This is a genomic window from Streptomyces sp. NPDC006134 (assembly GCF_040628835.1).
In the GTDB taxonomy this organism is placed as follows: domain Bacteria; phylum Actinomycetota; class Actinomycetes; order Streptomycetales; family Streptomycetaceae; genus Streptomyces.
The window spans coordinates 155,320-169,119 of the sequence record NZ_JBEXTV010000009.1; the positions used below are offsets into that span (position 1 = coordinate 155,320).

Annotated in this window: 13 protein-coding genes and 1 riboswitch; of the genes, 12 read left to right on the forward strand and 1 reads right to left on the reverse strand. The window is 72.1% G+C overall.

All coding sequences use genetic code 11. The features are described from left to right. Positions 1-58 precede the first annotated feature (58 nt). Together whiG and ABZ340_RS08685 are read left to right on the forward strand one after the other, a co-directional pair. On the forward strand, positions 59-901 hold the full coding sequence (whiG, locus tag ABZ340_RS08680; RefSeq protein WP_358781017.1) for an RNA polymerase sigma factor WhiG: 843 nt from the start codon (positions 59-61) through the stop codon (positions 899-901). 107 nt (positions 902-1,008) lie between these two features. Then, positions 1,009-1,566, forward strand: coding sequence for a helix-turn-helix domain-containing protein (locus ABZ340_RS08685; protein WP_358781033.1), 558 nt, complete (start codon positions 1,009-1,011; stop codon positions 1,564-1,566). Positions 1,567-1,909: 343 nt separating this feature from the next. Here ABZ340_RS08685 and ABZ340_RS08690 read toward each other — a convergent pair whose 3' ends face one another. Further along, on the reverse strand, positions 1,910-2,548 hold the full coding sequence (locus ABZ340_RS08690) for a M23 family metallopeptidase (protein WP_358781018.1): 639 nt from the start codon (positions 2,546-2,548) through the stop codon (positions 1,910-1,912). A 281-nt stretch (positions 2,549-2,829) separates the two neighbouring features. Between ABZ340_RS08690 and rpsB the strand changes: the two genes are divergently transcribed. The 10 genes from rpsB to ABZ340_RS08740 all read left to right on the forward strand — a co-directional run bounded on the left by rpsB (position 2,830) and on the right by ABZ340_RS08740 (position 13,717). Then, positions 2,830-3,693: a 30S ribosomal protein S2 gene (rpsB, locus tag ABZ340_RS08695; RefSeq protein ID WP_358781019.1), complete on the forward strand. Its 864-nt coding sequence runs from the start codon at positions 2,830-2,832 to the stop codon at positions 3,691-3,693. 193 nt (positions 3,694-3,886) lie between these two features. Next, positions 3,887-4,723: a translation elongation factor Ts gene (tsf, locus tag ABZ340_RS08700; RefSeq protein WP_358781020.1), complete on the forward strand. Its 837-nt coding sequence runs from the start codon at positions 3,887-3,889 to the stop codon at positions 4,721-4,723. Positions 4,724-4,919: 196 nt separating this feature from the next. After that, complete coding sequence (gene pyrH / locus ABZ340_RS08705; protein WP_358781021.1) at positions 4,920-5,678, forward strand: UMP kinase; 759 nt, start codon at positions 4,920-4,922, stop codon at positions 5,676-5,678. A gap of 193 nt (positions 5,679-5,871) precedes the next feature. Then, positions 5,872-6,429: a ribosome recycling factor gene (gene frr, locus ABZ340_RS08710; RefSeq protein WP_029385531.1), complete on the forward strand. Its 558-nt coding sequence runs from the start codon at positions 5,872-5,874 to the stop codon at positions 6,427-6,429. Next, positions 6,429-7,655: a phosphatidate cytidylyltransferase gene (locus ABZ340_RS08715; RefSeq protein ID WP_358781022.1), complete on the forward strand. Its 1,227-nt coding sequence runs from the start codon at positions 6,429-6,431 to the stop codon at positions 7,653-7,655. Before frr ends, ABZ340_RS08715 begins: the two co-directional genes overlap by 1 nt. Positions 7,656-7,735: 80 nt before the next feature. Beyond that, positions 7,736-8,842, forward strand: a complete 1,107-nt coding sequence (rlmN, locus tag ABZ340_RS08720; RefSeq protein WP_358781023.1) for a 23S rRNA (adenine(2503)-C(2))-methyltransferase RlmN — start codon at positions 7,736-7,738, stop codon at positions 8,840-8,842. Between the two features lie 48 nt (positions 8,843-8,890). Further along, a riboswitch (TPP riboswitch) is annotated at positions 8,891-8,996 on the forward strand. 79 nt (positions 8,997-9,075) lie between these two features. After that, a complete protein-coding gene (locus tag ABZ340_RS08725; protein ID WP_358781024.1) occupies positions 9,076-10,158 on the forward strand; it encodes a thiamine ABC transporter substrate-binding protein in 1,083 nt (360 codons plus the stop codon). Continuing rightward, a complete protein-coding gene (locus ABZ340_RS08730) occupies positions 10,134-11,813 on the forward strand; it encodes an iron ABC transporter permease (protein WP_358781025.1) in 1,680 nt (559 codons plus the stop codon). Before ABZ340_RS08725 ends, ABZ340_RS08730 begins: the two co-directional genes overlap by 25 nt. Positions 11,814-11,815: 2 nt before the next feature. Beyond that, the gene (locus ABZ340_RS08735) at positions 11,816-12,835 is read left to right on the forward strand and encodes an ABC transporter ATP-binding protein (protein ID WP_358781026.1); all 1,020 of its coding nucleotides are present in this window, start codon (positions 11,816-11,818) and stop codon (positions 12,833-12,835) included. 24 nt (positions 12,836-12,859) lie between these two features. Then, positions 12,860-13,717 carry a maleylpyruvate isomerase family mycothiol-dependent enzyme gene (locus ABZ340_RS08740; protein ID WP_358781027.1) on the forward strand — a complete coding sequence of 286 codons (858 nt, stop codon included), beginning with the start codon at positions 12,860-12,862 and terminating at the stop codon, positions 13,715-13,717. Positions 13,718-13,800 lie beyond the last annotated feature (83 nt).

The following is a 13,800-nucleotide window of genomic DNA, read 5'->3' on the forward strand; positions in this document are numbered from 1 at the left end:
CCGGGACGACAGGTCACCGAGGCACCTCACTTCACGGCAGAACGGCACAAGGCGACGAATGCCCCAGCACACCTCCGGGTCCGACCGGGCGGCGATCCCCCCAGCCGCCCGGGACGGTGGCAGCGTGCGGCCGCCCGCCCCCTCGACGCTCGACGAGCTGTGGCGGTCGTACAAGGCGACAGGGGACGAGCGGCTGCGGGAGCAGCTGATCCTGCACTACTCGCCCCTCGTGAAATACGTGGCGGGCCGGGTCAGCGTCGGGCTGCCGCCCAATGTCGAGCAGGCGGATTTCGTCTCCTCCGGAGTGTTCGGGCTGATCGACGCGATCGAGAAGTTCGACATCGACCGCGAGATCAAGTTCGAGACGTACGCGATCACGCGCATCCGGGGCGCGATGATCGACGAGCTGCGGGCGCTCGACTGGATCCCACGCTCCGTGCGGCAGAAGGCGCGGAACGTCGAGCGGGCCTACGCCACGCTGGAGGCGCGGCTGCGGCGGACCCCCACGGAGGGCGAGGTGGCCGCCGAGCTGGGCATCGCCGTCGAGGAACTCCACGCCGTCTTCAGCCAGTTGTCGCTGGCCAACGTGGTGGCACTGGAGGAGCTGCTGCACGCCGGCGGCGAGGGCGGCGGCCGGCTGAGCCTGATGGACACCCTGGAGGACACCGCCGCCGACAACCCGGTGGAGGTGGCCGAGGACCGGGAGCTGCGGCAGCTGCTGGCACGGGCCATCAACACGCTGCCCGACCGGGAGAAGACCGTGGTCACGCTGTACTACTACGAAGGGCTCACCCTCGCCGAGATCGGGAACGTGCTGGGCGTGACCGAGAGCCGGGTCAGCCAGATCCACACCAAGTCGGTGCTGCAGCTGCGGGCGAAGCTGGCCGGATTCGGACGCTGACCCGCCCTCGGGCGCGGCACGGCAGCCGGGTGAGGGGAGGGAGTGACTCCCGCCCGCGGTGGCGCGTCCGTAAAGTGGACGGCGTGCCAAGGATTCGAGCGGCCTCCGTGGTCGAGCACCGGTCGATGCAGCGTGCCGCCCTGCTGGACGCGGCACGCTCCCTGCTGTCCGAGGGCGGGACGGAGGCGCTGACCTTCCCGGCCCTCGCGGAGCGCACGGGGCTGGCCCGGTCGTCCGTGTACGAGTACTTCCGGTCGCGCGCGGCGGTCGTCGAGGAGCTGTGCGCCGTCGACTTCCCTCTCTGGGCGGCGGAGGTCGAGGCGGCGATGGCCGCGGTCGACGGGCCGGAGGCCAAGGTCGAGGCGTATGTGCGCAAGCAGCTCGACCTCGTCGGCGACCGGCGGCACCGGGCCGTGGTGGCGATCTCGGCGAGCGAACTGGACGCCGGGGCCAGGGAGAAGATCCGGGCGGCCCACGGCGGCCTGGTCGCGATGATCGTCGAGGCGCTGGGAGAGCTGGGGCACGCCCAGCCCCGGCTGGCGGCGATGCTGCTGCAAGGGATCGTCGACGCGGCGGTGCGGCGCATCGAACTGGGGGCCGCGGAGGACCCGGCGTCGGTCACGGACGCGGCGGTCTCGATGGCACTGCGGGGCGTACGGGGCTGACGAGGGCGGCGCCGGGTGGGCGCCGTCTTCGCCATCGTCGGCACGGTGTGCCCGCGTCCGTGACCCGCCGGTTCCGCCGGTTCCGCCGGTTCCGCGGAGGGGGAGGTGCCCGGCCGCCGTTGGTGCGCCGGTGTGTCTGCCGATGGCTGCGCGAGGCAGTGGTCCCCCTCCCCCCTCCCCCCTCCCCTCCCTCTCTCCCACCGCCGTGACGGCCGAAGCGCCCACCGAGGCCGGTGCCGCCCCACCACAGCCCGCGGCCCCACCACGGCCGGTGCCGCCCCACCACGGTTTCGCCCGCCCCGCCCCGGCCCGCGCTGTGGGCGGGGGCGGAAGACGGCGGCTGTCACGGCGGCAGTGGTACGCCGAGTACCGGCAGCAGACGCGTCGGGCCCGCCCGCAGCAGCCATGGCGGCAGCAGCGTCAGAGGGTTCAGATAGGTCCCGGCGGCGCGCAGACCCCAGTGCAGGCACGGCGCCGCGCAGTGGGACCCCGTCGGCTCCACCGCGCCGATCACCTCGCCCGCCGTCACCTCCTCGCCCTCGCGCACCGACGCCCGGACCGGTTCGTACGTCGTCCGCAGGGGCGGGTCGCCCGTGCCCGCGAGTTCCACCGAGACGACGCCCTTCCCGGCCACCCGGCCCGCGAAGGACACCCGTCCCGGAGCCACCGCGCGCACCGGGGCGCCCGGCGGCGCGGCGAGGTCCACGCCGCGGTGGCCGGGGGCGTACGGGCCGGGCGGAGGCGCCCAGCCCCGCAGGACCGGGGGACGGGTGCCGACCGGCCAGACGCGGCCCACGGCCGGTACTGCCGGTACCGCCGGTACCGCCGGGCCGGTGGGCCGCCCGCCGGCCGTGACCACCGCCGCCGGAACCGGAACCGGAGCGGGCACCGGGCCCGAGCCCGGACCCGGACCCGGACCCGGCAGCAGCGCCGCCAGGAGGGCCGGCCACGTCCACGGGTGCACGCATCGCCTCAGTCGCATGCGGCAACCCTGCCGCGCCGCCGCCGCTCACGGCCGGGACCTGTGGAGTACTCGCCGGTTGTGGACGGCGGCGTCACCCGGTGCCTCCCGGGTCCCGTACACTTCTGGTGGCGACCCGGGCCACCGGGTCGACTTCGCACGCCCCGGTATCGGGGCCGGCACGCGTCGGTCTCCCGGTATCAGCGCCCCTCGGTCCTACGCGGCACGGCGCACCGCGGGCGTCAGGCGCGGGAGCCGTCCGGCACCCGCGGCACAACCGAGAACTCAAGGAGAGTACGGCCATGGCCGTCGTCACGATGCGGGAGCTGCTGGAGAGCGGCGTCCACTTCGGTCACCAGACCCGCCGTTGGAACCCGAAGATGAAGCGCTTCATCTTCACCGAGCGCAACGGCATCTACATCATCGACCTGCTCCAGTCGCTGTCGTACATCGACCGCGCCTACGAGTTCGTCAAGGAGACCGTCGCCCACGGCGGCACGGTCATGTTCGTCGGCACGAAGAAGCAGGCGCAGGAGGCCATCGCCGAGCAGGCCACCCGCGTCGGCATGCCCTACGTCAACCAGCGCTGGCTGGGCGGCATGCTCACCAACTTCTCGACCGTCTACAAGCGTCTGCAGCGCCTGAAGGAGCTGGAGCAGATCGACTTCGAGGACGTCGCGTCCTCCGGTCTGACCAAGAAGGAGCTCCTGGTCCTCTCGCGCGAGAAGGCCAAGCTGGAGAAGACCCTCGGCGGTATCCGCGAGATGCAGAAGGTGCCCAGCGCCGTCTGGATCGTGGACACCAAGAAGGAGCACATCGCCGTCGGCGAGGCCCGGAAGCTGAACATCCCGGTCGTCGCGATCCTCGACACCAACTGCGACCCCGACGAGGTCGACTACAAGATCCCGGGCAACGACGACGCGATCCGCTCCGTCACCCTGCTCACCCGCGTGATCGCCGACGCCGTCGCCGAGGGCCTGATGGCCCGCTCCGGCGTCGCCGAGGCCGGCAAGGGTGACAAGGCCGCGGGCGAGCCGCTCGCCGAGTGGGAGCGCGACCTGCTCGAGGGTGAGAAGAAGGACGCCGAGGCCGAGAAGCCGGCCGAGGCCGCTCCCGCCGAGGCCCCGGCTGCCGAGGCTCCGGCCGCCGAGGCCGAGCAGGCCTGACCGACCCGTCAGCGTCAGTGGTGACGGCGGGAGCGGTGACATGATCCTCCCTCGCCCCTGGGGCGGGGGAGGTGCCCTCACCGCTCCCGCCGTTCACCCGTAGGTCAGCGGAAGGACAGCGTGGTCCGGCTCCATGGACCGCGCATCCCGCAGATCTTCGATCTTCCAGACTTCGAGAAAGATTCACAGACTCATGGCGAACTACACCGCCGCCGACGTCAAGAAGCTTCGTGAGCTCACCGGCGCCGGCATGATGGACTGCAAGAAGGCGCTGGACGAGGCCGAGGGCAACGTCGAGAAGGCCGTCGAGGCGCTCCGCATCAAGGGCCAGAAGGGCGTCGCCAAGCGCGAGGGCCGTTCCGCCGAGAACGGTGCCGTCGTCTCGATCATCGCCGACGACAACTCCTCCGGTGTCCTCGTCGAGCTGAAGTGCGAGACGGACTTCGTCGCCAAGGGTGACAAGTTCCAGGCCGTGGCCCAGGCCATCGCCGAGCACGTCGCCAAGACCTCCCCGGCCGACATCGAGGCGCTGCTCGGCTCCGAGATCGAGCCCGGCAAGACCGTCCAGGCGTTCGTGGACGAGGCCAACGCCAACCTCGGCGAGAAGATCGTCCTGGACCGCTTCGCGCAGTTCGCCGACGGTTTCGTCCTCGCCTACATGCACCGCACGATGCCCGACCTGCCCCCGCAGATCGGTGTCCTCGTCGAGCTGGATAAGCCGAACGCCGAGGTCGCCAAGGGCGTCGCCCAGCACATCGCCGCCTTCGCGCCGAAGTACCTCTCCAAGGAGGACGTCCCGGCCGAGGTCGTCGAGGCCGAGCGCCGCATCGCCGAGGAGACCACCCGCGCCGAGGGCAAGCCCGAGGCCGCCCTGCCGAAGATCGTCGAGGGTCGCCTCAACGGCTTCTTCAAGGACGCCACGCTGCTCGGCCAGCCGTACGCGCTGGACAACAAGAAGTCCGTCCAGAAGGTCCTGGACGAGGCCGGTGTCACCCTGAAGCGCTTCGCGCGCATCAAGGTCGGCATCTGAGTCCGCACCGCGACGGACACGCGACCCCGGTAGGGTCGACAGCAGTCGTCTGCGCGTTCGCGTAGGCCGATCCGCACACGCGGGCGGCGGACGACAGCAGATCTGACGAGGAGGCCATTGCCGCGCATGGGATGCGAACCACCCACCGGCAATGGCCTTCTTCGCATGTGCAACACGTAACAGAGGCGGGATCTCCATGACCACCAAGGCCGACAAGAGCGACGACGGCAAAGTACGCGGCCGGTTTCTGCTGAAGCTGTCCGGAGAGGCCTTCTCCGGCGGCGGCGGCCTGGGCGTCGACCCCGACGTGGTGCACGCCATCGCCCGCGAGATCGCGGCCGTCGTCCGGGACGGCGCGCAGATCGCGATCGTCATCGGCGGCGGCAACTTCTTCCGCGGCGCGGAGCTCCAGGTACGTGGCATGGACCGCGCCCGCTCCGACTACATGGGCATGCTCGGCACCGTCATGAACTGCCTCGCCCTCCAGGACTTCCTGGAGAAGGAAGGCGTCGACTGCCGCGTGCAGACCGCCATCACCATGGGCCAGGTCGCCGAGCCGTACATCCCGCTGCGCGCCGTGCGCCACCTGGAGAAGGGCCGCGTCGTCATCTTCGGTGCGGGCATGGGCATGCCGTACTTCTCCACCGACACCACCGCCGCCCAGCGCGCCCTGGAGATCGACGCCGAGGCACTGCTGATGGGCAAGAACGGCGTCGACGGGGTCTACGACTCCGACCCGAAGACCAACCCCGGCGCGGTCAAGTTCGACGCGCTCGGCTACGGCGAGGTCATCACCCGCGACCTGAAGGTCGCCGACGCCACCGCCATCACCCTCTGCCGCGACAACAGGCTCCCGATCGTGGTCTTCGAGCTCTTGAAGGAGGGCAATATCGCCCGCGCCGTCAAGGGTGAGAAGATCGGCACGCTGGTGGGCGACGAGGGCAGCCGGGACTGACCCCGGACCCGCCCCGGCCGGGGCCGCGCCTGTCCGCACCACCTGTACGAGGGACGGACGGGACGGAGCCGGGCCGGGGGATGGACAATGTCCTGCCGGTCGGGAACCGTGCAGGAAGAAGACGCGACGCAGCCGGCCGCCGCCCCCGCAAGGAACCGCAGCCGGGCCTACTCAAGACACGCAGGAGCAAGTGGTGATCGAAGAGACCCTCCTCGAGGCCGAGGAGAAGATGGAGAAGGCCGTCGTGGTCGCCAAGGAGGACTTCGCCGCGATCCGCACGGGCCGTGCGCACCCGGCGATGTTCAACAAGATCGTGGCCGACTACTACGGCGCGCCGACGCCGATCAACCAGCTGGCCTCGTTCTCCGTGCCCGAGCCGCGCATGGCCGTGGTGACGCCGTTCGACAAGAGCGCCCTGCGCAACATCGAGCAGGCGATCCGCGACTCCGACCTGGGCGTCAACCCGAGCAACGACGGCAACATCATCCGCGTGGTGTTCCCCGAGCTGACCGAGGAGCGCCGCCGCGAGTACATCAAGGTCGCCAAGAGCAAGGGCGAGGACGCCAAGGTCTCGATCCGCTCCGTGCGCCGCAAGGCCAAGGACGCCATCGACAAGCTGGTCAAGGACGGCGAGGTCGGCGAGGACGAGGGCCGCCGTGCGGAGAAGGAGCTCGACGACACCACCGCCAAGTACGTCGCCCAGGTGGACGAGCTCCTGAAGCACAAGGAAGCGGAGCTGCTCGAGGTCTGATGAACGACTCTTCCTGGGGGGCGCCGCCGCAAGCCGGGTACTGGGGGCCCACCGACCGGGGGCATGCCCAGGGGGCAGCCCCGGCGGGTCCCGCGTACGATGCGCACCAAGCGCAGCAGACTCGCCCCATGCCCATCGTGCCCGACGTACCCGAACACGGCGGAGACCAGGATGACGACCGGGGGGCCGCTCGGCTGAGCGGCCCCTTGTTCCGCGACGAGACGCCGCAGCCGCAGCCGGGACCGTACGGAACGCCGCAGCCGGGACCGTACGGGCCGCCGCGGACGGACCTGTACGACACGCCGCAGCCGCGGCCTCACGACACGCCGCAGGCACCGCCCTCGGGGGCCGTGCCGCAGAATCCGGAGCCCATGCCCGACGCCCCGCAGCCGGCACCCGCGCCGCAGAAGAAGAGCGCGGGGCGCGACCTGGGTGCCGCGATAGGGGTCGGGGTCGGGCTCGGAGCGGTGATCGTCGCGTCGCTGTTCATCGTCAAGGCCGTCTTCGTCGGCGTGATCGCCGTCGCCGTCGTGGTCGGCCTGTGGGAGCTGACCAAGCGGCTGGACGAGCGCAAGGGCATCAAGGCGCCCCTCGTCCCGCTCGCCGTCGGCGGTGCGGCCATGGTCGTCGCCGGTTACGTGCGCGGCCCCGAGGCCGCCTGGGTGGCGATGGCGCTGACCGCGCTGGCGGTGCTGGTCTGGCGCATGACGGAACCGCCCGAGAACTACCTGAAGGACGTCACGGCGGGCGTCTTCGCCGCCTTCTACGTGCCGTTCCTGGCCACGTTCGTCGCCCTGATGCTGACGGCGGACGACGGCCCCTTCCGCGTCCTGACGTTCCTGCTGCTGACGGTCGTCAGCGACACCGGCGCCTACGCCGTCGGCTGGCGCTTCGGCCGCAAGAAGCTCGCGCCCCGCATCAGCCCCGGCAAGACCCGCGAGGGCCTGCTCGGGGCCGTCGCGTTCGCGATGGCCGCGGGCGCGCTGTGCATGCAGTTCCTCATCGACGACGGCTCCTGGTGGCAGGGCCTGCTGCTCGGCCTCGCGGTCGCGGCCAGCGCCACGCTCGGCGACCTCGGAGAGTCGATGATCAAGCGGGACCTGGGCATCAAGGACATGGGGTCGCTGCTGCCGGGCCACGGCGGCATCATGGACCGCCTGGACTCGCTGCTGCCGACGGCTCCGGTGGTGTGGCTGCTGCTGGTGGCCTTCGTGGGGGCCGGCTGACCTGCGGATTCCTCGGTGCGGGGCCCGTCGTCCACAGGGCGGCGGGCCCCGCTTCGTATGTCTGCGACACTGGTAGAGCCATGCCTAAGCCCGGAGAACTCACTTTCGTCGCCCCGCGCGGAGCCAAGAAGCCGCCGCGGCACCTTGCCGACCTCACGCCCGCCGAGCGCAAGGAGGCCGTCGCCGCGATCGGCGAGAAGCCGTTTCGCGCCAAGCAGCTCTCGCAGCACTACTTCGCGCGGTACGCGCACGACCCGGAGCAGTGGACCGACATCCCGGCCGGCTCCCGCGGCAAGCTCCAGGAGGCGCTGCTGCCGGAGCTGATGACCGTGGTGCGGCACCTGTCGACCGACCAGGGCACCACGCGCAAGACGCTGTGGCGCCTGTTCGACGGGACGCTCGTGGAGTCCGTCCTCATGCGGTACCCGGACCGGGTGACCATGTGCATCAGCTCGCAGGCCGGGTGCGGCATGAACTGCCCGTTCTGCGCCACCGGGCAGGCCGGCCTGGACCGGAACCTGTCCACCGCGGAGATCGTGCACCAGATCGTGGACGGCATGCGGGCCCTCAGGGACGGCGAGGTGCCGGGCGGTCCGGCCCGGCTGTCCAACATCGTCTTCATGGGCATGGGCGAGCCGCTCGCCAACTACAACCGGGTCGTCGGGGCCATCCGCCGGCTCACCGACCCCGAGCCGGACGGGCTCGGGCTGTCGCAGCGCGGGATCACCGTCTCGACGGTGGGCCTGGTCCCGGCCATCCACCGCTTCGCCGACGAAGGCTTCAAGTGCCGCCTGGCGATCTCGCTGCACGCGCCCGACGACGAGCTGCGCGACACCCTCGTCCCCGTGAACACGCGGTGGAAGGTGCGCGAGGTGCTGGACGCCGGGTTCGAGTACGCCGCGAAGTCCGGGCGGCGGCTGTCCATCGAGTACGCGCTGATCCGGGACATCAACGACCAGGCGTGGCGCGGCGACCGGCTCGGGCGGCTGCTCAAGGGCAGGCCCGTGCACGTCAACCTCATCCCGCTCAACCCGACGCCGGGCTCGAAGTGGACCGCCTCGCGGCCCGAGGACGAGAAGGCGTTCGTGGAGGCGATCGCCGCCCACGGTGTGCCGGTGACCATCCGGGACACCCGTGGACAGGAGATCGACGGGGCGTGCGGACAGCTCGCCGCGAGCGAACGGTAATCTGACCGTCGTAAGAACAACTTCACACTCGTCCGTAAGAACATCTGCATATTCCGACAGGGGAGCGCCACAGCGCTGAGAGTGCGGCACCGGCCGCAGACCCTCCGAACCTGGCCCAGGTCATTCTGGGTAGGGAGATCGGTCACCACTCGAGCTGTTGCGCCCCGCCCGGGACACCCTCCGAGGGTCCCGGGCGGGGCCGCGTCTCTTCCTGGTCACCCAGGAGGACATCAGTGAGCATCACCAAGAAGGCCACCGTGCTGGCCGTCGGGCTCGGCCTGGTCACGCTGTCCGCGTGCGGGTCGTCCGGCGGCGGCGACGAGGCGTCCGGCGGCTCCAGGACCGTGACCCTGGTCAGCCACGACTCGTGGGCCGCGTCGAAGGACGTCATCGCCGCCTTCGAGAAGAGCTCCGGCTACAAAGTAAGGGTCCTGGAGGACGGCGACGCCGGGCAGGCCGTCAACAAGGCGATCCTGACCAAGGACAACCCGCAGGGCGACGTCTTCTTCGGCGTCGACAACACCCTGCTGTCGCGCGCGCTCGACAACGGGCTGTTCCAGCCGTACGAGCCGAAGGACGCGGACCGGGTGAAGCCGGAGTACCGGGCCGACCAGGACAAGCACCGGGTCACGGCCGTCGACACCGGCGACATCTGCGTCAACTACGACAAGAAGTGGTTCGACGAGCACGAGCTGACCCCGCCCGCCTCCTTCGACGACCTGGCCGAGCCGCGGTACAAGAACCTCCTGGTCACCGAGAACGCCGCCACCTCCTCGCCCGGCCTCGGCTTCCTCCTCGGCACCGCCGCCCGCTACGGGGACGACGGCTGGCAGGACTACTGGAAGAAGCTGAAGGCCAACGGCGTGAAGGTCGTCGGCGGCTGGGAGGAGGCCTACAACGAGGAGTTCTCCGGTTCCGCCGGCGGCAGGAAGGCCAAGGCCGACCGGCCGCTGGTCGTGTCGTACGCCTCCTCGCCGCCCGCCGAGGTGATCTACGCCGACCCCCGGCCGGACACCGCCCCCACGGGCATCGTCCCCGGCACCTGCTTCCGCCAGGTGGAGTACGCGGGGCTGCTGAGCGGCGCGAAGAACCCCGAGGGCGGCAAGGCGCTCCTGGACTTCCTGATCGGCAAGCGGTTCCAGGAGGACATGCCGCTGAACATGTTCGTCCACCCGGTGCGGGACGACGCGAAGGTGCCGGAGGAGTTCACGAAGTACGGGCCGCAGGCCGAGGACCCGCAGACCCTGGACCCGGACGAGATCGCCGAACACCGCGACGAGTGGGTCAAGACGTGGACCTCGCTCGTACTGAAGTGACCGAAGGAGCCGGACGCCGCCGGCGCGGGGGGAGCGCGGCGCGGCTCGGGCTCATGGCCGTGCCCGTCGCGTTCTTCGCCGTCTTCTTCGCCTACCCGGTCGTCGCGATCGTCGGGCGCGGGCTGAAGGACGGCGACGGCTGGCACCTCGGGCGGATCGGACAGGTGCTGGCGGACTCCGGCGTCCGGCACGTGCTGTGGTTCACCACCTGGCAGGCCCTGGCCTCCACCGCGCTGACGCTGCTGATCGCGCTGCCCGGCGCGTACGTCTTCGCCCGCCTGGACTTCCCCGGCAAGCAGGTGCTGCGGGCCGTGGTGACCGTCCCGTTCGTGCTGCCGACGGTCGTCGTCGGGACCGCCTTCCTCGCGCTGGCCGGACGGGGCGGGCTGCTGGACGAGCTGTGGGGCGTCCGGCTGGACACCACCGTGTGGGCGATCCTGCTCGCGCACGTCTTCTTCAACTACGCCGTCGTCGTCCGCACCGTCGGCGGACTGTGGGCGCAGCTCGACCCGCGGCAGGAGGAGGCCGCGCGGATGCTGGGCGCCTCGCGACCGGCCGCCTGGCGGACGGTCACCCTCCCGGCGCTGGCCCCCGCCGTGGCCGCCGCCGCGCTGATGGTGTTCCTGTTCACCTTCACCTCCTTCGGCATCGTCCAGATCCTCGGCGGGCCCGCCTTCGCCACCCTGGAGGTGGAGATCTACCGGCAGACCGCGGACGTCTTCGACCTGTCCACGGCCGCCGTGCTGACCATGATCCAGTTCGTCGCGGTCGGCGCGATCCTCGCCGTCCACGCCTGGTCCGTACGGCGGCGGGAGACCGCGCTGCGGCTGGTGGACGCCTCCCTGACGGCGCGCCGGCCGCGCGGGGCGGGACAGTGGGCGCTGCTGGCCGGTGTCCTCGCGACCGTCGCCGTGCTGCTGGTGCTGCCGCTCGCCGTGCTGGTCGAGCGGTCGCTGGACGCGCCCGGCTTCGGCTACTACCGGGCGCTGACCAGCGCGGACGGCGGCACCTTCCTGGTCCCGCCGATCGAGGCGATCGGCGCCTCCCTCCAGTACGCCGTCGCCGCCACCGCCCTCGCCGTGGTGATCGGCGGCCTCGCCGCGACCGCGCTCACCCGGCGGGACGCGGGCCGCCTGGTGCGCGGGTTCGACGCGCTGCTGATGCTGCCGCTCGGGGTGTCCGCGGTGACCGTCGGCTTCGGGTTCCTGATCGCGCTGGACGAACCCCCGCTGGACCTCAGGAGCTCGTGGATCCTGGTGCCGCTCGCGCAGGCGCTGGTCGGCGTCCCCTTCGTCGTACGGACCATGCTGCCGGTGCTGCGGGCGGTGGACGCCCGGCTGCGGGAGGCCGCCGCGGTGCTGGGCGCGTCGCCGTGGCGGGTGTGGCGGGAGGTCGACCTGCCGCTGGTGCGGCGGGCGCTGCTGGTCGCGGCCGGGTTCGCGTTCGCGGTGTCGCTGGGCGAGTTCGGGGCGACCGTGTTCATCGCGCGGCCCGACAACCCGACGCTGCCGGTCGCGGTGGCGCGGCTGCTGGGACGGCCGGGCGAGACGAACTACGGGCAGGCGATGGCCCTGTCGACGATTCTGATGGTGGTGTGCGCGGTGGCGCTGCTGGTGCTGGAGCGGCTGCGGACCGACCGGACCGGGGAGTTCTAGGGATGCTGCTCAGCCTTCGGGGCGCGACCGTCCGCTTCGGCGGACGGACCGTGCTGGACGCCGTCGACCTCGATGTCGCCGAACACGAGACGGTGTGCGTGCTCGGGCCGAGCGGCAGCGGCAAGTCGACGCTGCTGCGGGCCGTCGCCGGACTCCAGCCCCTGGACGGCGGGGCGGTGCTGCTCGGCGGGCGGGACCAGGCGGGCGTGCCCGCGCACCGGCGCGAGGTGGGACTGATGTTCCAGGACCACCAGCTCTTCCCGCAGCGGGACGTGGGCGGCAACGTCGCCTTCGGGCTGCGCATGCACGGCGTGCCGCGCGCCGAACGGCACGAGCGGGTACGGGAGTTGCTGGAGCTGGTCGGACTGCCGGGAGCCGCGCGCCGGGCGGTGGCCGCGCTGTCGGGCGGGGAGCAGCAGCGGGTGGCCCTCGCCCGCGCGCTGGCGCCCCGGCCGCGGCTGCTGATGCTGGACGAGCCGCTCGGGCAGCTCGACCGCTCCCTGCGGGAGCGGCTCGTCGTCGAACTGCGGGAACTGTTCGGCCGGCTGGGCACCACGGTGCTCGCGGTGACGCACGACCAGGGCGAGGCGTTCGCGCTCGCCGACCGGGTCGTGGTGATGCGGGACGGGCGGATCGCCCAGTCCGGGACGCCGCTCGACGTGTGGCAGCGGCCCGCGGACGCGTTCGTGGCCCGCTTCCTCGGCTTCGAGAACGTCGTCGGGGCGACCGTCGCCGGGCAGGCCGCGGACACGGCCTGGGGCAAGGTGCCGGTGCCGGAGGACGCCCCGCAGGGGGAGCGCACGCTGCTCGTACGGCCGGCCGGCGTGCGCCTGGTGCCCGCCGGGGAAGGGCTGCGCTGCACGGTCGCCGCCCGCACGTTCAAGGGCACCCATGTCGCCGTACACCTCCAGCCGCAGGACGCGCCGCGCCTGGAGGCGGCGTGCGCGCTGCGGACGGCGCCGGAGGTCGGGGACGAGGTCGGGGTGGAGTTCGACCCGGCCGACATCGTGGTGCTCGGCTGACCGGACCGTCGTAGGGTGCGGGGCATGACACTCCTCGCACACGACCGGTACTGCGACGAAATCGCCCACCAGGTACGGCAGTTCAGGGACGTGATCACCTCCGGAGCCGATCTGTCCGCGACCGTGCCGACCTGCCCGGACTGGACCCTGGAAGAGCTGGTACGGCATGTCGGCGGCGCCCTGCGCTGGGTGGAGCTGCTGGTGCGCACCCGGGCGCAGGAGGGCGTCCCCGTCGAGGAGGTGCCCGGGGGCGGCGGGCCGCAGGCCCGGGGGGACGCCGCCGCGCTGGACGCGTGGCTGGCCGAGTCCGGCGAGGCGGTCGTCGCCGCGCTGCGCCAGGCCGGGCCGGACGCGAAGGTGTGGTCGTGGGCCGGGATTCCCACCGCGGGGTTCTGGGCCCGCCGGGTGACCCACGAACTCGTCGTCCACCGGGCGGACGCCGCGCTGGCGGCCGGTCTTCCCGTGGCCGGTCTTCCCGGGGAAGGGCGCCCCGGGGAGGCGCTTCCTGAGGCGGGCCGTCCCTTCGAGGTCGGGCCCGAGGTGGCCGCCGACGCGCTCGACGAGTGGCTGGAGATCGTGCGGTTCGTGCAGCGGGTCCAGCCGGACGGCCCGGCGCGGGAGCTGCGCGGAACGGGGCGCAGCCTCCACCTCCACGCCACCGACACCGCTCCCGGGCTGAACGCCGAGTGGCTGATCGAGCTGACCGGGGACGGCGTCGACTGGCGCCGCGGCCACGAGAAGGCGACCGTCGCGCTCCGCGGGCCGCTCACCACCCTCCTGCTCGCCTTCTACCGCCGGCTGCCCCTGGACACGCCGGGGCTGGAGGTGCTCGGCGAGCGGGAGCTGCTGGACTTCTGGCTGGAGCGGGCCAGCTTCGGATGAGGGGCCGGCCCGCCCCCGGACCGGGGGCGGGCCGGCAGGCCGGCGCGGGGGGGGAGAAAGGAAGAGCGTCGGGGAGGGGAATA

Coding starts and splice junctions, on each gene's coding strand:
- whiG (WP_358781017.1), top strand. CDS start 59: ATGCCCCAGCACACCTCCGGGTCCGACCGGGCGGCGATCCCCCCAGCC.
- ABZ340_RS08715 (WP_358781022.1), top strand. CDS start 6,429: ATGAACGACTCTTCCTGGGGGGCGCCGCCGCAAGCCGGGTACTGGGGG.
- rpsB (WP_358781019.1), top strand. CDS start 2,830: ATGGCCGTCGTCACGATGCGGGAGCTGCTGGAGAGCGGCGTCCACTTC.
- tsf (WP_358781020.1), top strand. CDS start 3,887: ATGGCGAACTACACCGCCGCCGACGTCAAGAAGCTTCGTGAGCTCACC.
- ABZ340_RS08735 (WP_358781026.1), top strand. CDS start 11,816: ATGCTGCTCAGCCTTCGGGGCGCGACCGTCCGCTTCGGCGGACGGACC.
- rlmN (WP_358781023.1), top strand. CDS start 7,736: ATGCCTAAGCCCGGAGAACTCACTTTCGTCGCCCCGCGCGGAGCCAAG.
- ABZ340_RS08690 (WP_358781018.1), bottom strand. CDS start 2,548: ATGCGACTGAGGCGATGCGTGCACCCGTGGACGTGGCCGGCCCTCCTG.
- pyrH (WP_358781021.1), top strand. CDS start 4,920: ATGACCACCAAGGCCGACAAGAGCGACGACGGCAAAGTACGCGGCCGG.
- ABZ340_RS08740 (WP_358781027.1), top strand. CDS start 12,860: ATGACACTCCTCGCACACGACCGGTACTGCGACGAAATCGCCCACCAG.